The 23,590-nt window shown below is 45.6% G+C and carries 27 protein-coding genes; 14 read left to right on the top strand and 13 right to left on the bottom strand.

The window, feature by feature from the left end; translation table 11 throughout:
- Positions 1-61: 61 nt before the first annotated feature.
- Both speB and speE read right to left on the bottom strand, forming a co-directional pair.
- Positions 62-934: an agmatinase gene (gene speB / locus ACIGG7_RS18240; RefSeq protein WP_397550567.1), complete on the bottom strand. Its 873-nt coding sequence runs from the start codon at positions 932-934 to the stop codon at positions 62-64.
- A 101-nt stretch (positions 935-1,035) separates the two neighbouring features.
- On the bottom strand, positions 1,036-1,866 hold the full coding sequence (gene speE, locus ACIGG7_RS18245; RefSeq protein WP_224944055.1) for a spermidine synthase: 831 nt from the start codon (positions 1,864-1,866) through the stop codon (positions 1,036-1,038).
- A 408-nt stretch (positions 1,867-2,274) separates the two neighbouring features.
- On the opposite strand from speE, the gene ACIGG7_RS18250 reads away from it, so the two are divergent.
- Entirely contained in the window at positions 2,275-4,335 is a 2,061-nt protein-coding gene (locus ACIGG7_RS18250) for a transglycosylase domain-containing protein (RefSeq protein WP_397550568.1), read from the top strand.
- Positions 4,336-5,156: 821 nt separating this feature from the next.
- Here the strand turns inward: ACIGG7_RS18250 and ACIGG7_RS18255 are convergent.
- Both ACIGG7_RS18255 and ACIGG7_RS18260 read right to left on the bottom strand, forming a co-directional pair.
- Positions 5,157-5,660, bottom strand: coding sequence for a YwhD family protein (locus tag ACIGG7_RS18255; protein ID WP_397550569.1), 504 nt, complete (start codon positions 5,658-5,660; stop codon positions 5,157-5,159).
- Between the two features lie 14 nt (positions 5,661-5,674).
- Positions 5,675-6,280, bottom strand: coding sequence for a site-2 protease family protein (locus tag ACIGG7_RS18260; protein ID WP_397550668.1), 606 nt, complete (start codon positions 6,278-6,280; stop codon positions 5,675-5,677).
- Positions 6,281-6,557: 277 nt separating this feature from the next.
- Between ACIGG7_RS18260 and ACIGG7_RS18265 the strand changes: the two genes are divergently transcribed.
- Both ACIGG7_RS18265 and ACIGG7_RS18270 read left to right on the top strand, forming a co-directional pair.
- Positions 6,558-6,743 carry a 2-hydroxymuconate tautomerase gene (locus ACIGG7_RS18265; protein ID WP_034765056.1) on the top strand — a complete coding sequence of 62 codons (186 nt, stop codon included), beginning with the start codon at positions 6,558-6,560 and terminating at the stop codon, positions 6,741-6,743.
- A gap of 217 nt (positions 6,744-6,960) precedes the next feature.
- Positions 6,961-7,149 carry a Vpu gene (locus tag ACIGG7_RS18270; protein WP_224944062.1) on the top strand — a complete coding sequence of 63 codons (189 nt, stop codon included), beginning with the start codon at positions 6,961-6,963 and terminating at the stop codon, positions 7,147-7,149.
- A gap of 60 nt (positions 7,150-7,209) precedes the next feature.
- Here ACIGG7_RS18270 and ACIGG7_RS18275 read toward each other — a convergent pair whose 3' ends face one another.
- From ACIGG7_RS18275 to ACIGG7_RS18285, 3 genes are all read right to left on the bottom strand, one after another.
- Entirely contained in the window at positions 7,210-7,719 is a 510-nt protein-coding gene (locus tag ACIGG7_RS18275) for a YwgA family protein (protein WP_224944064.1), read from the bottom strand.
- A gap of 58 nt (positions 7,720-7,777) precedes the next feature.
- Positions 7,778-9,076 (bottom strand): HD domain-containing protein, encoded by a 1,299-nt coding sequence (locus ACIGG7_RS18280; protein WP_397550570.1) that lies wholly within the window; start codon positions 9,074-9,076, stop codon positions 7,778-7,780.
- A 265-nt stretch (positions 9,077-9,341) separates the two neighbouring features.
- Positions 9,342-9,566, bottom strand: coding sequence for a YuzB family protein (locus tag ACIGG7_RS18285; protein WP_224944066.1), 225 nt, complete (start codon positions 9,564-9,566; stop codon positions 9,342-9,344).
- Between the two features lie 245 nt (positions 9,567-9,811).
- Here ACIGG7_RS18285 and ACIGG7_RS18290 point away from each other — a divergent pair, with 245 nt between their 5' ends.
- A complete protein-coding gene (locus tag ACIGG7_RS18290; protein WP_318246446.1) occupies positions 9,812-10,627 on the top strand; it encodes an RsfA family transcriptional regulator in 816 nt (271 codons plus the stop codon).
- 369 nt (positions 10,628-10,996) lie between these two features.
- Here the strand turns inward: ACIGG7_RS18290 and lipL are convergent, their stop codons facing one another.
- The gene (gene lipL / locus ACIGG7_RS18295; protein ID WP_397550571.1) at positions 10,997-11,839 is read right to left on the bottom strand and encodes an octanoyl-[GcvH]:protein N-octanoyltransferase; all 843 of its coding nucleotides are present in this window, start codon (positions 11,837-11,839) and stop codon (positions 10,997-10,999) included.
- Positions 11,840-12,066: 227 nt separating this feature from the next.
- Positions 12,067-13,038, bottom strand: coding sequence for a phosphate acetyltransferase (gene pta / locus ACIGG7_RS18300; protein ID WP_397550572.1), 972 nt, complete (start codon positions 13,036-13,038; stop codon positions 12,067-12,069).
- A gap of 300 nt (positions 13,039-13,338) precedes the next feature.
- Between pta and hemQ the strand changes: the two genes are divergently transcribed.
- From hemQ to gerQ, 3 genes are all read left to right on the top strand, one after another.
- Positions 13,339-14,085, top strand: a complete 747-nt coding sequence (gene hemQ / locus ACIGG7_RS18305; RefSeq protein WP_224944071.1) for a hydrogen peroxide-dependent heme synthase — start codon at positions 13,339-13,341, stop codon at positions 14,083-14,085.
- A gap of 814 nt (positions 14,086-14,899) precedes the next feature.
- Positions 14,900-15,322: a cell wall hydrolase gene (locus ACIGG7_RS18310; protein WP_397550573.1), complete on the top strand. Its 423-nt coding sequence runs from the start codon at positions 14,900-14,902 to the stop codon at positions 15,320-15,322.
- Between the two features lie 51 nt (positions 15,323-15,373).
- A complete protein-coding gene (gerQ, locus tag ACIGG7_RS18315; RefSeq protein WP_224944522.1) occupies positions 15,374-15,817 on the top strand; it encodes a spore coat protein GerQ in 444 nt (147 codons plus the stop codon).
- Positions 15,818-15,865: 48 nt separating this feature from the next.
- On the opposite strand, the gene ACIGG7_RS18320 is transcribed toward gerQ, so the two are convergent.
- From ACIGG7_RS18320 to ACIGG7_RS18335, 4 genes are all read right to left on the bottom strand, one after another.
- Positions 15,866-16,237 carry a DUF423 domain-containing protein gene (locus tag ACIGG7_RS18320; RefSeq protein WP_224944076.1) on the bottom strand — a complete coding sequence of 124 codons (372 nt, stop codon included), beginning with the start codon at positions 16,235-16,237 and terminating at the stop codon, positions 15,866-15,868.
- Between the two features lie 15 nt (positions 16,238-16,252).
- Positions 16,253-16,540 carry a YwdI family protein gene (locus tag ACIGG7_RS18325; protein ID WP_397550574.1) on the bottom strand — a complete coding sequence of 96 codons (288 nt, stop codon included), beginning with the start codon at positions 16,538-16,540 and terminating at the stop codon, positions 16,253-16,255.
- Between the two features lie 295 nt (positions 16,541-16,835).
- A complete protein-coding gene (locus ACIGG7_RS18330; RefSeq protein ID WP_397550575.1) occupies positions 16,836-17,507 on the bottom strand; it encodes a uracil-DNA glycosylase in 672 nt (223 codons plus the stop codon).
- A 15-nt stretch (positions 17,508-17,522) separates the two neighbouring features.
- The gene (locus ACIGG7_RS18335; protein ID WP_397550669.1) at positions 17,523-18,281 is read right to left on the bottom strand and encodes a DUF4230 domain-containing protein; all 759 of its coding nucleotides are present in this window, start codon (positions 18,279-18,281) and stop codon (positions 17,523-17,525) included.
- A gap of 141 nt (positions 18,282-18,422) precedes the next feature.
- Between ACIGG7_RS18335 and ACIGG7_RS18340 the strand changes: the two genes are divergently transcribed.
- The 7 genes from ACIGG7_RS18340 to ACIGG7_RS18370 all read left to right on the top strand — a co-directional run bounded on the left by ACIGG7_RS18340 (position 18,423) and on the right by ACIGG7_RS18370 (position 23,590).
- Complete coding sequence (locus tag ACIGG7_RS18340; protein WP_397550576.1) at positions 18,423-18,773, top strand: YflT domain-containing protein; 351 nt, start codon at positions 18,423-18,425, stop codon at positions 18,771-18,773.
- Between the two features lie 159 nt (positions 18,774-18,932).
- A complete protein-coding gene (gene pdxK, locus ACIGG7_RS18345) occupies positions 18,933-19,742 on the top strand; it encodes a pyridoxine/pyridoxal/pyridoxamine kinase (protein WP_397550577.1) in 810 nt (269 codons plus the stop codon).
- Between the two features lie 190 nt (positions 19,743-19,932).
- A complete protein-coding gene (locus ACIGG7_RS18350) occupies positions 19,933-20,280 on the top strand; it encodes a YojF family protein (protein ID WP_219169567.1) in 348 nt (115 codons plus the stop codon).
- A 31-nt stretch (positions 20,281-20,311) separates the two neighbouring features.
- Positions 20,312-20,995: a bacillithiol biosynthesis deacetylase BshB2 gene (gene bshB2 / locus ACIGG7_RS18355; RefSeq protein WP_397550578.1), complete on the top strand. Its 684-nt coding sequence runs from the start codon at positions 20,312-20,314 to the stop codon at positions 20,993-20,995.
- Between the two features lie 180 nt (positions 20,996-21,175).
- The gene (locus ACIGG7_RS18360; RefSeq protein WP_397550579.1) at positions 21,176-21,904 is read left to right on the top strand and encodes an ABC transporter ATP-binding protein; all 729 of its coding nucleotides are present in this window, start codon (positions 21,176-21,178) and stop codon (positions 21,902-21,904) included.
- Positions 21,894-22,910 (top strand): ABC transporter permease, encoded by a 1,017-nt coding sequence (locus ACIGG7_RS18365; RefSeq protein WP_224944100.1) that lies wholly within the window; start codon positions 21,894-21,896, stop codon positions 22,908-22,910. Before ACIGG7_RS18360 ends, ACIGG7_RS18365 begins: the two co-directional genes overlap by 11 nt.
- Positions 22,911-22,942: 32 nt before the next feature.
- Positions 22,943-23,590, top strand: coding sequence for a TetR/AcrR family transcriptional regulator (locus ACIGG7_RS18370; protein ID WP_224944102.1), 648 nt, complete (start codon positions 22,943-22,945; stop codon positions 23,588-23,590).

Below are 23,590 nucleotides of genomic sequence, written 5' to 3' on the forward strand. Positions count from 1 at the left end.
TTAAACGTATAGTATAAAAGAAAAGCCCTTTCTGTCAAATAGAAAGGGCTTTTAATGGTTATTATTTCACCCAACCAAGAAGCATTTCACGGATCAGCTTACTGGCCGTATTCGCTGTTTGCTCAGATGGATCATAGATTGGCGCTACTTCCACAAGGTCTGCTCCTACGACATTGACGTCAGAATGAGCAATTGCATGGATGGATGCCAGTAATTCCTTCGAAGTGATTCCACCGCAATCCACAGTTCCTGTACCAGGCGCGTGGGCAGGGTCCAATACGTCAATATCGATCGTCACATAGACAGGACGTCCTGCAAGCTGAGGAAGGATCTCCTTCAATGGCTCAAGCACTTCGAATTTCGAAATGTGCATGCCGTTTTCTTTCGCCCATTGGAATTCTTCTTTCATTCCGGAACGGATCCCGAATGAATAAACGTTCTTCGGTCCGATATGCTCAGCGATCTTACGGATCGGAGTCGAGTGGGATAACGGTTCCCCTTCGTATTCTTCACGAAGATCCGTGTGAGCGTCCATATGGATGATCGCAAGGTCCGGATATTTCTTTGCGATGGCTTTCATAACCGGCCATGAAACCAGGTGCTCCCCACCCATTCCGAATGGGATCTTCCCATCTCTAAGCAGGCCGTCGATATAATCTTCAATCATATCAATGCTTCGCTGCGGGTTTCCGAATGGAAGCGGAATGTCACCGGCGTCATAATACTTCACTTCTTCAAGCTCACGGTCGAGGTACGCACTGTACTCTTCAAGACCGATCGACACTTCGCGGATACGGGCAGGACCGAAACGGGAACCCGGACGGTAGCTCACTGTCCAATCCATCGGCATCCCGTAAAGGACTACCTGGCTATCCTCATAAGAAGGATGACTCTTAATAAACACATTACCTGAATAAGCCTCATCAAAACGCATATTCTTCAACCTCTCTATTAGAGGGACGGACCTTGGTTCAGGCCCGTCCCTCCTTGATATTATAGGATTTCACCTTAAAATTTGAGGTCCGTCCCTCAAACTTATTTTGTCAGGTCTTTAACGAATTTAGGCAGGGCGAATGCTGCGTTGTGCAGTTCCGGTGTGTAGTATTTGGTTTCGATGTCGTGGAAACGCTCTTCCGGTACTTCAATCGGGTCGTGCTTTTTGGAACCGATCGTGAATGCCCATAGGCCGCTTGGGTATGTCGGGATATTTGCTGTGTACAGGCGAGTGATCGGGAAGATTTCCTTCACGTCGCTTTGTACCTGGCGGATAAGGTCTGCCTTGAACCATGGGTTGTCACATTGAGCAACGAAGATTCCGTCTTCTTTCAATGCTTTCGAGATTCCTGCGTAGAATCCTTTTGTAAACAGGTTTACTGCTGGTCCAACCGGCTCAGTGGAATCAACCATGATAACGTCATATTCGTTTTCACTTTTCGCGATGTGCATGAAGCCATCGTCCACTTGTACATCCACGCGCTCGTTTTCTAGTTCTCCGGCGATCTCCGGAAGATACTTCTTCGAGTACTCGATCACTTTTCCGTCGATTTCAACAAGAACCGCTTTCTTCACGCTTGGGTGCTTCAATACTTCACGGATGACGCCACCGTCTCCACCGCCGACAACCAATACCTTCTCAGGGTTAGGATGCGTGAATAATGGAACATGCGCAACCATTTCATGATAAACGAACTCATCCTTCTGGCTCGTCATGACCATCCCGTCAAGGAACAGCATATTGCCCCACTCTTCTGTTTCAGCCATTTCAAGATATTGAAAATCCGTTTGCTCTGTATGTAAAGTCTTCTTGATTTTCATCGTGATCCCGAAGTTTTCTGTTTGTTTCTCTGTGTACCAAAGTCCACTCATTGTTTCAACTTCCCTTCTTGTTTTCATTTTTTTATCGTTTTTTCCAGCAGAGGTCAATCTTCGCTGTCAAAATCATATACCACTAGTTTGAGTTTTCACACATTCATATCAGGACAAAGTTAAGCGAAAGCCTGACAGAACGGGCTTTACTCCTATTTATAAAAACATCCGCAAAGGACGTCATTTTTATCCTTCCCTATCATGATAAATACAAACATGAGAAAAAGTATAGTGGAATCTAGCAAAATTTCAAGTGAAATTTTTTCTAAACCTTTGAGGTTTAAAATCTCGTAAATCTTTTCATACTAATACTACACGTTAATCAGTATAAACGAGTTGACCAATATAAAAAATCCAAGGTCCGTCCCTCAATGTTGGCGGACCTCTGTAGGGAAAGTAGGGAGAGGTATGGAACTGATGACTCGAATGGAGAAGTCAAAGAAATATGCGAGATTTGTAGTGGCCGGGGTGCTCTCGATGACGGTCCTCTTTTTGATCGGAATCATGGGGATATTGATTTACGCCAAGGTCCAGGGGCCCCCGCCCCTTGCCGTTCCTCAATCTACTTTGATCTACAGTGAAGACGGTTCCGTCATAGGAGAAACGAATACAGGAGAGAAGCGCTACTGGGTGGGACTTAAAGACATTTCCCCTGCACTTATTGAAGCGACCATCTCCATTGAAGACAAAAGCTTCTACCAGCACTACGGATTTGACCTGAAGCGGATGGCAGGGGCCGCCCTAGCCGACGTCAAAGCCATGTCCAAGGTGCAGGGAGCCAGTACCATTTCTCAGCAATACGCTCGCAATCTATTTCTTTCACATGATAAAACGTGGAAGAGAAAGATTTCGGAGGCCCTCTACACGATCCGGATCGAAATGAACTACTCCAAGAAAGACATTCTAGAAGGCTACTTAAATACCATCTATTATGGTCACGGCGCATATGGGGTCCAGGCAGCCAGTCAGTTTTATTTCGGAAAGGATGCAAATCAATTGTCCGTTTCGGAAGCGGCCATGCTCGCCGGGATCCCGAAAGCTCCGTCCTACTATTCACCTGTGACCCACATGGATAATGCCAAGAAGCGACAGGAACTCATCCTAACATCCATGTCCAAGGACGGTTTCATATCTAAAGAACAAGAAGCCGTTTCCAAAGCGGCACAGATTCGCATTATAGGGGAGCATGCCCATCAAAAGACGGAAATCGCCCCGTACTTTCAAGATGTGGTAAGAAGCATCCTGCGTTCCGATTTAGGCATTGAAGAACGTACCATCGAGATGGGCGGATTGAAGGTTTACACGACCCTCAACCCCGATCATCAAAAAGTCGCCGAGAAAGTTGTGAAGGAACAGATTTCAGACCAATCTGATATCCAGCTTGGATTCGTCTCCATGAATCCGAAAAATGGGTACGTGACGGCTCTGGTCGGAGGAAGGAATTACGAGGAAAGTCCATTTAACCGCGCTGTGCAAGCGATCCGCCAGCCTGGATCGACCATCAAGCCGATTCTCTACTATTCTGCTTTAAAGCAGGGGTTTACGCCGTCCACCACGATGAAGAGCGAATTGACGTCCTTCACGTTCGATGACGGGAAAACGTACACCCCTCATAATTACAACAATAAATACGCAGATGATGACATCACGTTGGCACAGGCGATCGCCCTGTCCGATAACGTCTACGCCGTAAAGACCCACCTCTTCATCGGCCAGGACACCTTGACCAAGACGGCAAAAGAGAAATTCGGGTTAACGACGAAAGTGAAGAAATACCCGTCATCGGCACTCGGGACATCCGGTGCAAGAGTCATCGATATGGTCAACGCCTACAGCATCTTTGCCAACGGCGGATACAAGGTGAAGCCCGTCTTCATCACAAAGGTGGAAGACTGGTCCGGCAACGTCATCTACGAACATAAATCGAAAAAAGAACAGGTACTCGACCCCGATCTCACCTATGTCATGACCCATATGCTGTCGGGGATATTCGATCCTAAGCTCAATGATTACTCAACCGTCACAGGGATCCAGATCCGCAAAGACGCCACCCGTCCCTACGCAGGGAAATCAGGCACGACCAATACAGACAACTGGATGATCGGCTACTCCCCTCAACTGACAGCGGGTGTGTGGACGGGATACGACAAAGAAAAAGAAATCTCCTTGGTCGATGATAAGTACTATGCCAAGAAAATTTGGGTACACTTCATGGAAGAAGCCCTGAAGGATGAACCCGTCAAACACTTCAAACCAACAAAAGGTGTCGTCGGAGTTGCCGTGAACCCACACAACGGTCTGCTCGCCACGAAAGACTGCCCGGTGCAGCGGTTCACCTACTTCGTGAAAGGTACCGAGCCGACGGAATACTGTCATGAACATTTGGGTGAAAAAGAAGCTCCGAAAGAAAAGGCGCCGGAGAAGGAGAAGAAATCTTGGTATGAGAAAATGAAGGATTGGATTTTTTAAAAGAAAAGCGGAAGGGGCTTGCACTGGGGCGACAAGCATAAGACGAGTAACCCATAAAGGCGTTCTTTGCCTTTTTGGGTTACTCGTCTTATGACCTCGAGCCCCAAGCCCCTGGAGCTGGACAACTTGAAAAGCGGAGGCGGCTTGGGCAGGCCCGACAAGCATAAGGCGAGAACGCCGGAAAGGCGCTCTTTGCCTTTTTGGCGTTCTTGACTTATGACCTCGAGGGACTAGCCGCCGGAGCTGGACAATTCGAAAAGCGGAAGGGGCTTGCACTGGGGCGACAAGCATAAGACGAGTAACCCGGAAAGGCGTTCTTTGCCTTTTTGGGTTACTCGGCTTATGACCTCGAGCCCCAAGCCCCTGGAGCTGGACAACTTGAAAAGCGGAGGCGGCTTGGGTAGGCCCGACAAGCATAAGGCGGGAACGCCGGAGCTGAACACCTCGAAAAGCCGCAGATCAAAGTTTGACACGAGTTTAGCCGAAAGTGGCACAAGTCTCCCGAAAAGTAGCACAACGACGCCACTTTTGCCGCAAGTTTACCAAAAAGCGCCGCAACCAGGCCTAAAACTGCCGCAACAAACCTGAAAAGTACCGCAACTTCGGCCCAATCTGCCGCAACAATCCCAATTCACGTCCCCAATTCCTGCTGTATACCATCAAAACACAAAGAAAAACCCCGGGTTTGTGCGAACCCGGGGTCTTTCATGTCCTAGTTTATGTGCAAACTGTGATTTAAGTGTACTTTTTTTCTTACCAGAGGGCAAGATGTGAACGACATATTCAAACAAATGTCACAGTTTGTTCACAAAAGGATTTCTTTATTTTTTTAACGCTTCCTTCAGTTCATCTTTGGAACGTTCCCACATGCCTGCATCATGATTTTTCAGGAAGTCTGTCAAAATGCCTTTTGACTTGTCGTCCAGTTGATCGAGGACGATTTTGCGCTTGATGGATTTATCCATATTGTTCACATGTTCAGGCATGGACTTGTAGCCTCTTCGCTTCTCTCGGTTCACGACCAGTTCACAGGCCGTTACGCCTGCATAGTAAGGGCCGTCTTCCATGCGGTCGATGGTCACCCAGATCAGCCAGTACGGCTTACCGCCAGCCGAGTCTTCCCGGTTGTTCGTGAATTTGATTCCTTTTTCGATCGGGCTTCTCGCATGCATGGCTCCGACTTCGATTGTCGCTTCCCCTTCTTCGACATCAATCATGACAGGCGAAACATTATCAAGGCTCAATGACCCTACTCCGTAACCGCCGTGCCCGTCTGTGGGATCACTTTTGATGATATTGAATCCTATGTTCTTTTTCTTTTCCATGTAACGTCACTCCTCTAGCTAAAGATTGAAAATATCGTCTTGAATATCGTACTGAATGCCTGGTTCGTCGCGGTCATGCCGCCTTGCAACAATGGCCAGATCGTATATTCATCCAGTGGGGTGATGACAATGATCAAAAAGAGTAATACACCGTATTGCTCGTATTGGGTCAATTTCGCCCTGATATGATTCGGGGCCAGATCCTCAATGATCCGGTACCCATCCAGGGGAGGGAATGGCAGTAAATTAAAGACGAACAGCAATACATTCAAGTAAACGATCATCTGCAGAAGATCAATGATAAACGGAGGCACACCGACACCACCCGTCACTACAACAAAAAAGTAAAATAATCCGAATGCCAAAAATGCCAGCAGGAAATTGCTTAAGGGTCCGGCAACGGAAACGAGCACTCCCGCCAGGCGCGGATTTTTAAATCTGTTTCTCATGACCGGCACAGGGCGCGCCCATCCAAATCCTGCAATCAATATTAAAAGGGTCCCAAACGGGTCCAAATGTTGAATCGGGTTTAATGTGAGTCTTCCCTGATCCTTCGCTGTCGTATCCCCGAATTTATATGCCACAAAGGCATGGGCGAACTCATGGACCGTAAAGGCCATGACGAGAGAGATCACGACAAACGGAAGGTCCTCCAGACGGAAGACGGAAATCGACTCAAAAAGTGAGCTTATTGTATCCAAAGTATGTACTCCTTTAAAAAATGTTTTACTTCCTTATTCCATAGTATACAGAAAAATCCCTGCATTCATGACAATTCCTGTTTTCATCATACCAAACTTGCTCTCTGACTCCCTACCCATTACATTTAAATAGTGGACAGAATCGTACGAGCCTACCACAGATTGTACCAAATCCAAACCCTAGGAGCGAATCATAATGCCTTATATCACCGTAAAAATGCTCGAAGGCCGTTCTGAAGAACAAAAGCGTGCCCTCGTGGAAAAAGTAACAGAAGCTGTCAGCGAAACAACCGGTGCACCTGAAGAGAAAATCGTGGTGTTCATCGAGGAAATGACGAAAGGTCACTATGCCGTCGGAGGCAAGAGACTCAGCGATCAATAATACGCCCATAAGCCTGCCTGCTGTCCAGGCAGGCTTCACTTTACCAACCGCAGCCCTCACACGAAACTCTACACCTATATGAATGTACTCTTCTTTGTTATTGAATAAAAACTCCATTCATCCGCTTTTGTGAAGCCTATTTCAATTAGAAAAAATGGGTACCTTTTGCATCTGAAGAATACGATATACCATACACGTATGGAAAGGATGGAGTGAAATGGACTTTCAGATCGGCGATGTCATCATCCAGTTGTTCATGATGGCTTTCCTTTTAGCCATAGTGGTAGTTGCTTTTGTGATGGCGAAAGGGTTACGTAATCGAAGAATCCAGCAGCGAAAACAAGACAAACAAATCGAAGAAAAGCTTGATCGGATCATTGAAAGAATGGATCAGACTCCAAAATAATGTTAGAAGGGGATCGCCCCAAAACAGGCGATCCCCTTTCCTATCATATAAGAACGTTCTCTACTGAACGATTTTTTTCGTTTTCAATCCTTCGATGTACGTGAAGGCTTCGTCGATTTCTTCTTCTGTATATTTCTGCTTACTCTTGAGAGTGAATACTTTTTCCACGACTTCTTCTTTTGGAAGGTTATCAAAATATAAGACGGTTGAAACCAGTTCAAGAAAGCGTGCTGATTGAACGTTCATATCCGTGAGGCAATCCTTTAAGTTAGGCATTTCCTTCTCATAAATCTGCAGGAAGTCTTCCCCTTCTTTCGTGACGGTGTAACGGTATTGGTAGTACCCGCCCTTTTTCTCTTTCACTTCCGAGATAAATCCCATATTGCAGAGTTCCTCGACCCGAAGCGTCAATTCTTCCGAATACGGTCCATAAAAATGAAATTGAAATTTTTCCTGAAACGGGAATTCAAGCTTCTTGGCGATGAATATCATCTTCTGAAGCTTCTTCCTTCCCACCACTTCACCCGAGGCTAAGAAGGCACTCATCAGTTTGGCATGATCTTTCAACAATGTACGTCATCTCCTACTCCTAGTATTGCATATTTTAGATCCTCTTTGCCTGCGTCGTTTACAGCTCCAAGATCTTCCTTATCTGTCTCTTAATATTCTTCTTTGTTGATTCGTCATATAGTAAATCCACTGGATAGTATAATTTGTGGTCAGTCCGGCGCTTTCCGGAAATGGAATCCACGATGTCCGACTGCCTGGACAATTCGCGCAGCTCCTCATTCTTCATTAACAGATGAATCGGGAGACGTTCCTCTTCCTCGCCCGGCCTGTAAAAATCGTATGGAAGGTCTGAAGATGAGTCCACCACAAGGTAATAATCGGGATCGATTCCCGCCTTTTTAAAGAGGGCTTCGAGTTCACTGTGCTTCTTGTATTCCTTCGCAGGATCGAACTCCACGTACTTAAACAAGTTCCGGTTCATGAACCGCTCGCACAGGTCCCGCAAAATCGGGTCTTCTTCTTCCTGCCAAATTTGAAAATAATACATGATGACCGCTTCATCCAGCTTTAAATAGTCCTGAAGTGACACTTCTCCCTCAAACAGGGAGTAGAAATGAATCGGACTTTGTTTAAAGGAATAAAACGCTTCATGAAGCTCCTTCGCCCTATGTAGAATCTTCGTCAGGATTACTTCAGCACTTCTCGTCACGGGATGGAAATACACCTGCCAGTACATCTGATAACGGCTCATGATGTAGTCTTCCACAGCATGCATCCCGCTTTGCTTGATGACGACCTGATCCTCACGGGGCCTCATGACACGAAGAATCCTCTCCATGTCGAAATGACCGTAACTTACCCCTGTAAAATAGGCATCACGCTGCAAATAATCCATTCGGTCGGCGTCGATCTGGCTTGAAATCAGGCTCACGACCAACTTGTTGCTGTACGTCTTCGCAATCACTTCCGCCACATGCTTCGGAAAATCCGGCTCCACTTTGCTCAGCACTGCATTCACTTCGGTATCCCCGAGAATGATCGCTTGGGTGAAGTGTTCGTGATCGAGGTGAAACACCTTTTCAAAGGAGTGGGAAAACGGTCCGTGGCCGAGATCATGCAATAACGCGGCACAAAGGGATAATAATCGCTCATCCTGGTTCCACTCGGGTCTCCCTGCGAAGACATCGTCCACGATTCGGCGAATGATTTCATACACGCCAAGAGAATGGTTGAACCGGCTATGCTCTGCACCGTGAAAGGTCAGGTAGGTGGTGCCGAGCTGCCTGATCCTGCGGAGTCGCTGGAATTCTTTTGTCCCGATCAAATCCCAAATCACACGATCCCTTACATGAACATACCGGTGAACAGGGTCTTTAAATACTTTTTCTTCATGTAATTTCTGCTTGGCATACTCCATCTTCTACCCTCTTCCTAAACTAGCATATTTCTATTATAGCGACTTACGTCCTGGTCTTCATCTCGAATTTTGTCGAAAAAAATAGGTATTTGGCCTTTGATTGATCAACCACAAGCGTTCCAAATCCTTCAAAAAAAGTTGGCCGCTTGACAAAAAACCTCTCCTATTTTAATTCTCTACCCCTTAACCAGTTTCCTTTTCTGTGATGGTGCAAACCTATATTTTTTTAAAGAAAAGAAAAAACTCCCTGATTGGAAGTTTCCCTTTATTTCTTTATTTTCTTCATTACTTTTTCCATTAGTTCTTCCTCAGTCAACGCCGCTACAGGACGATTATTCACAAAAGCGAATGTCTTCTTGCGCCCTGGACCACAATAAGATTGGCACGCAATGTCGATCGGTGCATCCGGGTCAATTTCTTTCAATTTTGGAATCAAGGTCTTTAAGTTAACGGCCTGACAATCATCGCAAACACGAAATTCGTTTGCCATCTGTCCACAACCCTTTCTATCTATTGAAATGGATTTTATTCATCGTAAACATCGATTTATAGAATACAGTTTTCTGTCATGTTTTGCAAGAACACATCGTTTCCAGCTCGTGATAAGTCCACTGATACAACGAAACTAGCAGACAGAAAATAATTTTAGCATATTCGTATAAAAACGGTGAAAATGGTCCATCCTTTAATCAACGAATACTTTAAGAAAACTTTGGGAGTTGAGATGAAATGATGATGAAAACAAGACAGGATGCCTGGACAGAAGAAAACGATCTATTATTAGCCGAAACGGTTTTACGCCATGTACGTGAAGGCAGCACACAATTAAATGCCTTTGAAGAAGTCGGAGACAAGCTGAACCGCACATCCGCTGCATGTGGATTCCGCTGGAACGCCGTCGTTCGCCACCAGTACGAGAAAGCTCTTCAACTAGCAAAAAAACAACGCAAGCAGCGCCACCGCATTCTCGGAAAAGATCAAGGCGGCAAGAAAAAATTGCTGTATCAGCCACCAACACCTTCCATTGAAGATTTAGATGCTATGTCTCTATCAATGTCTGAAGCCGAAGAAGAAATGGAATTCGCCGATTACGAAAACTACGTACCGGCAACAGAACAGCTGGGGAAAGAAACCGAAGAAGCGCCGCAGAATTTTGAAGTGGAAGCAAGCGAGGAGCAAGTCTTCGTCACACAACAGGCACCTGCCGCTAACCATATAGTAAAGCCATCCGGATTAAAAGGGGAAGTGACACTCGAAAAAGTCATTGCCTTCCTTCAGAATCTGGCACAGACCAACATGAACTCAGACTATGTAAAAATCGAAAACCAACGATTAAGGCAGGAAATTTCCGATATCCGCAAGGAAAATGCCGAGCTTGAAAAGAAAGTCAAAGCCCTTGAGAATAATTCCGTCACGATGCAGGAAGACTACGAAACACTGATGCAAATCATGAACCGTGCCAGAAAGCTTGTCGTATTCGATGAAGACGAGTCAAAGGCACCCCGTTTTAAGATGGACCGAAACGGCAATTTAGAAAAAGTGGCTGAATAGAGGGATTCCCACCCAGTGCGCCTGTGGGCGTGCTGGTTTTTTATTGGGATTGGTGAATGGATATAGAATCTTTTTCTACAAAACTTAAAGTTTGTCCATTTTGGTTCAAAACAGTTACCTAAAACCTATTTTAACTGTATATTAGATGCTTTAGAGCGGAGTTTTGGTTCATGGAGGGGCTAGTATAAACGGCGATTGCGTCATTTTAATTTTTATTGCGTCAAAATCCGGGGTAATTGCGTCAATTCTGAATTTATTGCGTCGAAATCAACCATGATTGCGTCATTATTTTATTTATTGCGCTTTTTACCATTTTCACCCAATAAAAAAAACGGACCCCGATACAAACCGAAGTCCAACTCTCCCAATCTATCCCAACACTTTCTCATTCCGATCAACAACCCGTTGATAATAATTCTCGTACATCCCATACTCTTCCCCCTGAAGGGCACTGCTGTAAAATTCACCACTGAACCCTTTCAACGATTGCAGGAAGCGGAGCATCACGTCTTGAATCGAGAATTCGACTCCAAGTAGCTCCGATAAAGATGCCATCACATCGGGTTCAATAACAGGAAACGTAAACTTCGTCTCCCCATCCTTCAACCCGGTCCCATAAAATCGCTGGATCAGCTTTGCCCGTTCAGAACCGCTTCCGCCCACACAGAGGTACACCTGAACAGCTACCCCGTTCCGGATTCTCCGCTGGGAGATCCCTGCGAACTTCTGGTCATTGATACTGAGATCATAGCTGCCTGGACAGTAAGACTGTGTGATCTCCTTCGCTTCGATCTCCACGTCGAAATCCTTGAACATATCCTGAACGAGTAACCACATGGCATCATAGCCACGGTTAATGTCTATCCCCTTTTCAGAATCCGGGAACACCAATGATAGGTTCAGTACCCCTTCATCCAATACTACTGCTAACCCACCTGAGTTTCGTACAATATATTGATAGCCTGCCTCTTCCAATCCCTTTAAGGCATCAGAAAGGAACGGCAGCTTCGTATCTTGAATACCTAATACAACCGTTTGATGATGGACCCACGAGCGTGCCGTCGGGTCAGACTGACCTGCTCCAATTGCCGTACATAATGTATCATCCATGGCAAACGACTGCAGGGCCCCAAACATCGGTCCTAAACTTGATTGATCAATCACTCTCCATCGGTCTTGACGAAGCAGTGCATACGCTTTTTCCTTATCCATAACGCTTCTCCTTCACTGACAACATGCGAGCTCATTATACCATATGAATGGGGGTTGCTGAAAAAGGGGGTGGACAATCCAAGGGTTCGCTTCTGGTTTGCCTGTTAAAATCTAAGGTTTTTTTACAGTTGAATATCCCTCATTCTTTACCTGTCAAAAATAAAAACTCCAACAGGCAAACAAAAAACCGGACCCCTATAAGGACCCGGTCATACACATCATATACCTTACAGCGCCTGAGCAGCCGTAATCAATGCAAGCTTATACACGTCTTCTTCGTTACAACCGCGTGAAAGATCGTTCACAGGTGCGTTCAATCCTTGAAGGATCGGGCCTACTGCTTCGAAGTTTCCTAGGCGTTGGGCTATTTTGTATCCGATGTTTCCTGCTTCAAGGCTTGGGAATACGAATACGTTGGCGTTCCCTTGGATGTCGGCACCAGGTGCTTTCTTCTCTGCAACCGATGGAACGAAGGCAGCGTCGAATTGGAATTCTCCGTCAACAGTCAGTTCAGGTGCTTTTTCTTTTGCGACAGAAACAGCTTCCACCACTTTTTCCGTTTCAGGTGATTTTGCCGAACCTTTTGTAGAGAAGCTCAACATCGCAACGCGTGGGTCGATGTCGAACATTTCAGCTGTTTTCGCGCTTTCAATCGCGATTTCTGCAAGATCCTGGCTGTCAGGTGAAATGTTGATGGCACAGTCAGCGAATACATACTTCTCGTCTTCACGTACCATGATGAAAACACCGGACGTTTTCCTTACACCTTCTTTTGTTTTGATGATCTGAAGAGCAGGGCGAACCGTATCTGCCGTTGAATGAGCCGCTCCGCTTACTAGACCGTGGGCTTGTCCTGTGTAGACAAGCATTGTTCCGAAGTAGTTTCCATCCAATAGGATTTTCTTCGCGTCTTCTTCAGTCGCCTTTCCTTTACGACGCTCTACGAATGCTTTTACAAGCTCGTCCATGCCAGGGAAAGAAGCAGGGTCTACGACGTCACATCCGTCAAGCTTTACACCAATCTTGTCAGCTTGTGCGTTTACCTCGTCTACGTTTCCAACAACGATCGGCGTCAGGATGCCGTCGCTTGCCAGACGGGATGCAGCAGTAAGAATACGCTCATCCGTTCCTTCAGGGAAAACGATTTTTAACTCTTTGCCTTTTACTTTATCTGTTAATGTGGTAAATAAGTTGCTCAATAGAGGAACCTCCTTGATTTATACATATCCAATCTTAGAATACTCTTCTCATATAGGAATTCAAGGAAAAGGAGAAATGTTATCGGTTTCACACTAAAAGTCTTTGTATTCTAACAATTCCTTTTCTGCTTTACCCGTTCTTTCATACTCATAAGCATGCTACCTAGGATAGTGTGTTCCAGAAATCCCCCTGTTATCCACGATTTGTGCCATTTTAGCGACATCGGGTTTTGTTATCTTCCTCTAAGGTCAAACTATGATATAGTAAAGTTGGAAATAGTACTTTAAGGAGTGATTACGTTGGCAGAACCGGCACAAACATTAGATGGTTGGTATTCCCTGCATGATTTTCGCGCGATGGACTGGACTTCATGGAAGATGCTTCCGAGTGAAGAAAGAGCTTCGGCGATTTCAGAATTCCACCGTTTCTTAGATGGATTAAACAGTACACAGGATGCGAAAGAAGGAAGTCATGCCCTCTACACGATTGTTGGGCAAAAGGCGGACTTCATGCTAATGATCCTTCGTCCGACAATGGAGGAATTAAATGAGCTTGAAACAGAATTCAACAAGCTGAAAATTGCTGAATTCACGATTCCGACATTCTCTTATGTTTCTGTAGTGGAACTTGGCAACTACATGCCTTCAGAAGGCGACCCTTACGAGAATCCATATGTACAGGAGCGTATCTACCCAATCCTACCGAAAGCGAACCACATCTGCTTCTACCCAATGGACAAGCGCCGCCAGGGCAATGATAACTGGTACATGCTGCCGATGGAAGAACGTCGTGACATGATGAGAAGTCATGGGATGATTGGCCGCCAGTACGCAGGAAAAGTGAAACAGATCATCACGGGATCCGTTGGTTTTGACGATTATGAGTGGGGTGTCACTCTATTCGCTGATGATGTGCTTCAATTCAAAAAGCTTGTATACGAAATGCGTTTTGATGAAGTAAGTGCGCGCTTCGGAGAATTCGGTGCCTTCTACGTAGGAAACTTGTTGAAAGAAGAAGCGATCGAAAAATTCCTTCATGTGAATTAAATATAAATAGAACGACAAGCTGCCTACAGCTTGTCGTTTTTTATTTTTAAAAGGCTATTTCCCTCGTAAACATTGCTTTTTATTGTAGCGAGAGGTGGTTGATTTCCGCTCCAGGTACTCGCTTTCCGCGGGGCTGGCGGTGAGCCTCCTCGGGCTTCGCCCTGTGGGGTCTCAAGATCCAGCTCTGGCGGCTAGGCCCTCGAGGTCATAAGCTAAATGGGCCAAGAAGGCAAAATACGCCTTCCCAGCCCATTCATCTTATGCTTGTCGGGCCTGAGCAAGCCGCCTCCGCTTTTCGTTCTGTCCAGCGTATCCCGCAGGAGTCGAGTACCTTCCGCTCCAATCAACTGTCCAAGCATAAATGCTTCAGTGTTACCGTGTAAATGTAAGAATTATACAAGCAAGTCATTTTCTTGGACGCAGGATCGATTATAGCTACTATACTATTGATCTTTATTATTACTGGTTTTTTATTAACCATTTAGCTCTGTCAACACTTGCAACTTTAGAGGATGAAGGGAACTGCGTAGACTCCTACGGAAAACGGGCGTGCCGAGACCCCGGAAGCGAACTGTGCTGAGGAGGCTCGGCCGAACGTCCGTGGAAAGCGGAGCAGTTCCCTTCACCCTCGGGCAAAGACTCAGGTGACAGAGCATATGCAGGATCATAGTCTGTGTAAGAATAACGAAAAATCTTTGCGAGAAGAGACTTTAAAAAGAACCCTGCTTCTCCAAAAAACACACGAATATATTAATCCCCCCCTACATAGACATGAAATAGTGAGACATAGCATCTTCTAAAGTGAGGTGGGAAGATGGCTGTTATTCCTTATAACGAGAAGGAAGTGAAGCTCCTTGCTCGACTGATGAGGGCTGAAGCCGAGGGTGAAGGACAGCAAGGTATGCTGATGGTAGGGAACGTCGGGGTGAACCGGGTTCGATCGGATTGCCTTGACTTCAAGAAGTTAGCGAATCTACAGGATATGGTGTTTCAAAGTCCTGGTGGATTCGAAGCAACCCAGAAAGGTTACTTTTATCAACGGGCCAGGCAAAAGGAAATCGATTTGGCGCGGAAGACCATTAAAGGTGGCAGGTACCACCCTGCGTCTTATTCCCTTTGGTTCTTTAAACCCGCCGGCAATTGCCCTGCCAAGTGGTATAACCAGTCCAACTCGGGACGATTCAAATCCCACTGTTTCTATCAACCCACTAAAGGTGATTGCCCGAAAGTATATTAAGTTCATTCAAAGGAGGTATTCGGTTTGGCGAACCAACAATCAAACCCTTATATGCAAGGGTATAATCAATCTGCCTATAATCCTTATGGTCAGTATTACGGCGGGGGGCAAGGTCAGGGGCAATATTATCCCCAGCAGCAAGGTGGTGGGAATTATCAAATCCCTTCACCGACAAATGCTCCTGCACCATCCCAGAATGTTCCGGGCATGCTTCCGATCGAAGAATCGTATATCGAGAATATTCTCAGATTGAACAAAGGAAAAGTAGCGACGGTGTATGCGACTTTTGAAAACAATAAGGAGTGGAATGCCAAAGTATTTAAAGGAATCATTGAAGCCGCTGGCCGGGATCATCTTATCCTGAGCGATCCACAAACCGGGACACGGTACCTCATTCCGATGATTTACTTAGATTACATTACATTCGATGAAGAAATTGAATATGAGTACCCCTATGGTGCAGGCGGTTCGATGCAAGGATACTCCCAACGATAAAAAAATACCCTGTAAGGAAATCAACTTCCTTACAGGGTATTTTCATGTTTATAAGGTCTTTGCCGCAAAAATAATGAGAAGGATCCAGGCTGCGAGGAAGCTGACTCCACCAAGTGGTGTAATCGCCCCTAGCACTTTAACGCCTGAGATACTCAGTACGTAAAGGCTTCCCGAGAAGAGAATCGTTCCGATCAGCATCAGCCACCCTGACCAGGAAAGCAGGGATGTAGGGGTGACATTTCCCATCAGAACCCCGACAATGATGATTCCGATGGCATGGAACATCTGATAAAGAACCCCGGTATTCCATATATCAATGTATTTCTCTGAAATCTTTCCTTGTAATGCGTGGGCACCGAACGCTCCTAACGCAACGGATAAAAAGGCGTTGATGGCTCCGATAATGATAAATGTTTTCATGATGATCCTCCTAGACTAAAAGTCAAATAGTGAATTGCCGTTGGCCCCATCGTCCGTTTCAAGGGGCTCTTCCTTCTGGATGGTCACAGGCTTCTGAACCGGCTGGGATTCTTGGAAATAGGTTTGCTGGGGTTGTGAGTACGTCGGTTGGGCAGAAACCCCATTGTTTTCCTCCAACAGTACTTCACATAGTGCTTTTATTGAATACACATGTTCGCGGATCTGCTGGGACTTTTCTGCAGACTTCGCTTTCCCGAGTTCATGTTCGATTTTTTTGATTAATGATTGATGTGGGATATTCACGCTTGTTGACTCCTTCCACAAGATCTTTCATACAGTATGTACGTCTTTATCCTAATTCTTATTGAAGGATTTCGCAAATATCATCATTGTTTCGGCCTGAATTTCATACAGGGACTTCCCGAGGATTGAAACACCACCTGTGAAGGCATGGCTTTCGATTTAAAGCCGTACCCTTTGCAACCTCTGGGATGTGCCTGCTCCCACGTCGTATAAAAATAGTGACACTGGAAGCAATTGATCCTACCTTCCTTTTTCACACAGCTTTCCTCCCCGGAGTGTTTCACGTGAAACATCGCTACTTTATACACCAGTCGATCTCAGCCATCCCTTGTTCACGCAGAAACCCGTTCGCTTTGGAATACGGTTTGCTCCCGAAGAATCCCCTGTGAGCTGATAACGGACTTGGATGTGGCGCCGTCACGATGTAATGCCTGGATGAATTGATGAGGGACTGCTTCGCCTGGGCCGGTTTCCCCCACAGCATAAACACCATCGGCTTGTCCCGTTCATTCAAAATAGAAATGACTTGATCGGTGAACTGTTCCCACCCCTTCCCTCTGTGGGAGTGGGCCTTGCCATCCTGTACAGTCAGCACTGTATTCAATAAAAGGACGCCCTGTTCCGCCCATTTTACGAGTGAACCATGAGCGGGAACCGTACAGCCCAAATCCTCATGAAGCTCCTTATACATGTTCCGCAATGACGGAGGGATCTTCATCCCCTTTTTCACAGAGAAGCTTAAACCTTCTGCCTGATTCGGTCCATGGTATGGATCTTGTCCCAATAAGACGACCTTCACGTCCTCATAGGCTGTGTAGTGAAAAGCGTTGAAGATATCGTGCATGGGAGGATATGTGGTGTTCGTTCCATATTCCCGTTTCAGCCATTCTCTTAAGTTTCGGTAGTATTCCTTGTGGAGTTCATCCTTTAGGACATGGTCCCAATCATTTTGAAAAATTGCTGACACGAACAGACACCCTTTCTAGTTTTGAAACTTAATCTTAATGTCGTAACCTAATTGTTCAAAGAAACCCTTTAATGATTTTTCAGCGTTTTTCTCAGCAGCTTGAAGGATGCCCTGTTCGATGGCTTCCTGACTGATTTGATCCTTTGCCACTTCTGCTAGGGCAAATCCTTCATTCCAATCCACATCGTTTCGAAAAATTCCTTCTACAGAAAACGTCTTGATGTTGTCCGTATCAATCGACGGCTCCTGAAGGATATCAGCATGTGGAAGGGTAAGCTCGATTTCCTTCTTCTCTTCATTCACTACTATATCCCCGTCATTGATCTCTTGTAAATCCACCCCTGCGAGGACCGTTCCGGGTACGACCATCAGAAGCTTCCGTTTTGTCCCTGGGATATCCGCATTGATTTCCTTCCCGAACAGTTGATTATCTTCCTGCTCGATCACGGCTTTCACAAACCCCTGGGCTGTAGCCAATGAGCTCATCTCCTGAATCCGTTCGACAAACGACCCCTTCTCTTCTGTAAACGTAGAACCCGATAACCATGAATAGATCCCTATCGTAGCCCCTCCGGCCAATAGTGCTAGGACCAGGAGGATCAGCGCCGCTCTCCTCTTCCAGATGATCATAAGCGATCTGGTCACCCCCATACGCCTTCTGCTTCTATTGTCATATGCCAAGGAGGCACCTGTTTCTCTTTCAGTTGCTTTCAAATCCGCCAGAATCGCTTCCATCTCTTGTATTTTTTTGTATTGACTTGTCAAATTTTCCACCATCCTCCCTTCTATTATAGGAAATAATGTAGAATCTTGGAAACAATTATTCTATCTAAATTGCTTCTATATTATGGAAAGTTTGATTTTGACAAAACCGGGAAAAGAAGGGTCAAGACATAAAAATTGGAGGGAATGAACATGTATAAAGTACAAACAGCTGAGAATGTGGTAGAGGCAAAAAGAGAAATTGAAGTGTTCACAAATGATGGCTACTCCAAAGATGACATCTATGTGTTTGCACATGACAAACACCGCTCCAAACATATCACAGAGGCAACCGACACAGAATCCACTGGTGTGAAAGAACAGGGGATCATTGAATCCATGGGGAACCTCTTCAATAGCCGCGGAGATGAATTGCGTTCGAAAATGAAGTCCGTCGGGTTGAACCAGGCTGAGGCAGATGCCTATGAAGAGGAACTCGATAAAGGGAAACTCGTGATCGTCGCTTCCAAAGAAGCAACCGATAATGATGCGAAGCCATTCTAGGTTAACGATTAATCATGTCACACAACAAGAGGCGTCAATAGACGTCTTTTTTTTATTGAAATGCCTGCCAAAAGAATTTGTATTTACCCGTCTCTTATTATAATCTTTAGTCAGACTTTTACACTGAGAACGAGCTATTTTCATAGGAGGAATGCAACCATGACATTGAAAAAAACACTGACGATCGCCGGTTCCGATACAAGCGGGGGCGCAGGGATCCAAGCCGATCTGAAAACCTTCCAGGAACACGGCGTATATGGGATGACGGCCCTCACCACTGTCGTGACGATGGACCCGAACAATCACTGGCACCACAACGTTCATCCCCTATCCATCGATACATTAGAAGCACAATTGGAAACGGTCCTGTCTGTCGGGATTGATGCCATGAAGACCGGGATGCTTGGCACCGTTGAAATCATCGAGCTTGCAGCGAAAAAAATCGATGCATTTGGACTCGATAAAGTGGTCATCGACCCTGTTATGGTATGTAAAGGAGAAGATGAGGTCCTTCATCCTGAAACAACTGACGCCATGAGAGAACATCTATTACAGCGTGCCACCGTTGTAACCCCTAACCTGTTCGAAGCGGGTCAGCTTGCCCAGACAGGCCCGATCAAAACCATCGACGATATGAAGGAAGCAGCGAAGAAGATCCACGACCTTGGCGCAAAAAACGTCGTCATCAAAGGCGGGAAACAATTACGTCACGATAAAGCTCTCGATTTATTCTATGACGGAAACGAATTCACTCTTCTTGAAGAAGAAAAAGTAGAAACGTCGTATAACCACGGTGCAGGATGTACCTTCGCAGCAGCCATCACAGCGAACCTTGCAAACGGACAAGACGTGAAGGAAGCCGTTCAGAACGCCAAGTCCTTCGTCACAGCCGCCATCAAACACGGCTTCAAACTGAACGAATACGTTGGACCCGTTATGCACGGAGCTTACAACCGATTCGAAAAATAATGCCCATACCGGTGCCAGGCGCGAAACAGCCATTTCGTGTCTGGCCCTTTTTTTGAGGGACGGACCGGCCAATCTTCCATCAAATAACCCTTCCACCATCCCCAATCATACTTTTCGCAATCACTCATGAATTTTAGTAAGATAGTACATAATGGTTATGAGTCTTTTCTGTATTTAAGGAGGAAAAAGAATGGAACCAATTAAGATTGCCGATGTCCAGGGCATCATCACCCAGCTTGCACGGCAGGACGTTTATATACATTTAGAAACCACCAATGGAGCCTATGCCTCCCACTTTAATGAAGGCTTCTTCTCAGCCGGAGCGTACATCCGAAATGCGAAAGTCAACTATGAACACGGAAAGATCATAGGGGACGGACCTTACCGTGTCGGCCTGAAGATTGAGCTCGGATGGATTTATGCCGAAGGACTGACACATTATGAGCTTGATGAACACGGACGCCTGCTGCTTGCCGGCCATGGCGGGGACGGGAAACTAGCCGTCGCCCTTGAAATCAGTCCGACACCTTTTAACTAACTTGAACTCATATATAAAGGAGAGGTCACTAATGGAAAAAGAAAGACAGGTACTGGTCATCTTCCCTCATCCGGATGACGAGGCATTCGGTGTATCCGGGACGATATCCACACACGTGAACAATGGAACGCCCGTCACGTATGCATGCCTCACGTTAGGTGAAATGGGGAGAAACTTAGGAAACCCACCCTTCGCGACCCGGGAATCGCTTCCTTTAATCCGGAAGAAAGAACTGCAGAAAGCAGCCAATGTGATGGGGATCAAGGATCTCCGTATGATGGGATACCGTGATAAGACTCTAGAATTTGAAAACGATGAAAAGCTTTCAAATATGGTGACGGAGCTGATCGAAGAACTAAATCCGTCCCTCATCATCACGTTCTACCCGGACTACTCCGTCCACCCGGATCATGAAGCAACCGCAAGAGCTGTGGTACGTGCCGTTCGACGTCTTCCGAAGGCATCAAGACCGAAGCTCCACTGCCTAGCATTCTCGAAGAACTGTGAAGAAGATCTGGGTAAACCAGATATACTTGTTGACATCACCCCGGTCAAAGACCAGAAAATCGGTGCCATGAAGGCCCATATCTCCCAAACCGCCTGGATGCTGAAGGACCTTGAAAAAGGCATTCAGCAGAATGATCCCGAAGCGATGAAATGGGTGACGGTCGAACGATTCTGGAGTTATCAATGGGAAAATGACAACGTAAAATAAACTTTTCAAAAGAGTTTGAGCCTTTGCTCAAGCTCTTTTTTTAATGGTGTTCTTCTATATTTGTATATCAGGAATATACATGAATTAGAAAATGAGTGATTACTCACTTTACAAATCAACTTACAACCTTTATATTAATAAGTGAGTAATCACTCATTATTTTCGAAAGGTGTGATTCATGTGGATTCCATCCTCCAACTTGATGATTTGTCAAAATCATTCGGCTCGCAGGACGTACTTAAAAACGTTTCCCTCAACATTCCAAAAGGAAAGATTTATGGTTTATTAGGTCCTTCCGGTTCTGGGAAAACGACGTTAATCAAATTGATGATCGGTCTTGAAACGCCGTCATCCGGCAGTGTCACCTATAAAGGAAACAAGCTGAAAGCGAAAGAGCTGTACCCATTCATCGGATATATGGCTCAATCCGATGCCTTATACGATGAGCTGACAGCAAAAGAAAATCTGTCATTCATGGCTTCCCTTTACGGTTTAAAGAAGGCCGAACGAAAAGAGCAAATCGAGAAGGTGATGACGACCGTCGACCTGTTGGACCACCTCAATAAGCCGGTGCATCAATATTCAGGTGGGATGAAACGAAGACTTTCCCTTGCCATCGCCCTTCTACATGACCCTGAAGTCTTATTTCTCGACGAACCGACTGTCGGGATCGACCCTGTGTTGAGGAAAGAGATCTGGGATAGCTTTCACTCTCTCAAAGAAGAGGGCAGGACGCTGATCATTACGACCCATGTCATGGACGAAGCTGAAAGATGCGACCAACTGGGACTCCTGCAGCACGGGAAGATCATTTCAAGCGATACACCCGCTGCGATTAAAGAAAACTACGGCGTCACATCGATTGAAGATGTATTTTTAAAAAACGGGGGTGTTTCCATTGAGAATTAGAGGATTTGTCGTTCGTATCCTTCAGCAGCTCCTACGGGATAAGCGGACATTGGCACTAATGTTTCTGGCACCGCTCCTGATTCTCAGCATGCTTTCTCTTGTATTTGACTCGGAGGATTATGAAGCCAAAGTTGCCGTTGTCGACCTTCCACAGCAGCTGGAAGCGAAGTTCGATACAAGCGACTTCGAAACCTATTCAAGTACTGATAAGGCGTTGAAGGATATAAAAAATGGCGAACTCGATGGCTATATTTCGTTCGAAGATCCCGCTTCACCTTCCATCACCATCGAAGGCAGTGACCCCACCGTCAATGGTGCCGTCATGAAGAAGATTCAAACCCTGTTCCCTTCCAGTTCACAAAATCTCTCCGATGAAGTGAACTATGTTCATGGAAGTAAGGACATGGAGATGTTCGATTCCTTTGGACCTGTTCTACTTGGTTTTTTTGTCTTCTTCTTCGTGTTTTTAATCAGTGGGGTATCTTTTTTAAGAGAAAGAACGACGGGAACATTGGAAAGGCTTCTTGCTTCCCCTATTAAAATCTGGGAAATGGTCGTCAGTTACGTGATTGGCTTCGGAATCGTGACTCTCCTCCAGGCATCCTTGATCTCGTGGTACTCGATCTATGTTCTGGATATGATGATGAAAGGCAGCTTTTTCAACGTTTTGATCATCATTGTTTCTTTATCGTTCACTGCTCTTACTCTGGGAATATTACTGTCCGCTTTTGCTAAAAATGAATTACAAATGATGCAGTTCATTCCGATTGTGGTCGTCCCTCAAATTTTCTTCTCAGGATTATTCAATCTGGATACCATATCAGAGTGGCTTAGCTGGATCGGACCTTTCACACCGCTCTATTATGCAGCTGACGCATTAAGGGATATTATGATACGGGGCTATGCATTCGAAGATCTGCTCTATAATCTATCGATCCTGATCGGCTTTTCTCTACTCTTTATTGTTCTCAATGTTGCAGCGCTCCGAAAATACCGTAAAATATAGGTAAGGAATGAATGAAGTTAGGGGTTTAACCGATGTCTGAAGAAAAAAATATATTTAAACAGTTATTCGAACAGGAAGAAACATTGACGGATAAACAGCAAAAAATCGTGGAGGCCGCCATCGAGATGTTTGCGGAACAAGGCTTTGCCTCCACCTCCACCAGTCAAATCGCCAAAAAGGCCGGTGTCGCAGAAGGAACCATCTTCCGGCATTACAAAACGAAGAAGGATCTGCTTCTTTCGATTGTATCCCCTACGATGGCCAAACTGATTGCACCATTTGTCATCCGCGATCTGAATAAGGTGCTCGACGCCAAATACGACCGGTATGAAGATTTCCTGAAGGCGATGATCTTGAACCGCCAGGAATTTTTGAAAGAGAACATGACCGCATTTAAAATTTTAATACAAGAAATCCCTTTTCACCCCGAGCTGAAAGAACAGTTCAGGGAGCATATCGGAGAAAAAGTAGTTGAGAAATTCGTAAGGCTCGTGGATCACTATAAAGAAAAAGGCCAGATTATCGACCTGCCATCATCCGCTGTCGTACGGTTTTCAGCGTCCAGCATCTTTGGGTTACTGCTGGTCAGGTACCTTTTTCTGCCCGAAGCCGATTGGGATGACGAGAAAGAGATCGAGATGACGGTGAAGATGATTGTGAATGGGATTGGAAAAGGATAA

The sequence above is a fragment of the Rossellomorea sp. NPDC077527 genome, from assembly GCF_044542955.1.
Lineage (GTDB): Bacteria > Bacillota > Bacilli > Bacillales > Bacillaceae_B > Rossellomorea > Rossellomorea aquimaris_E.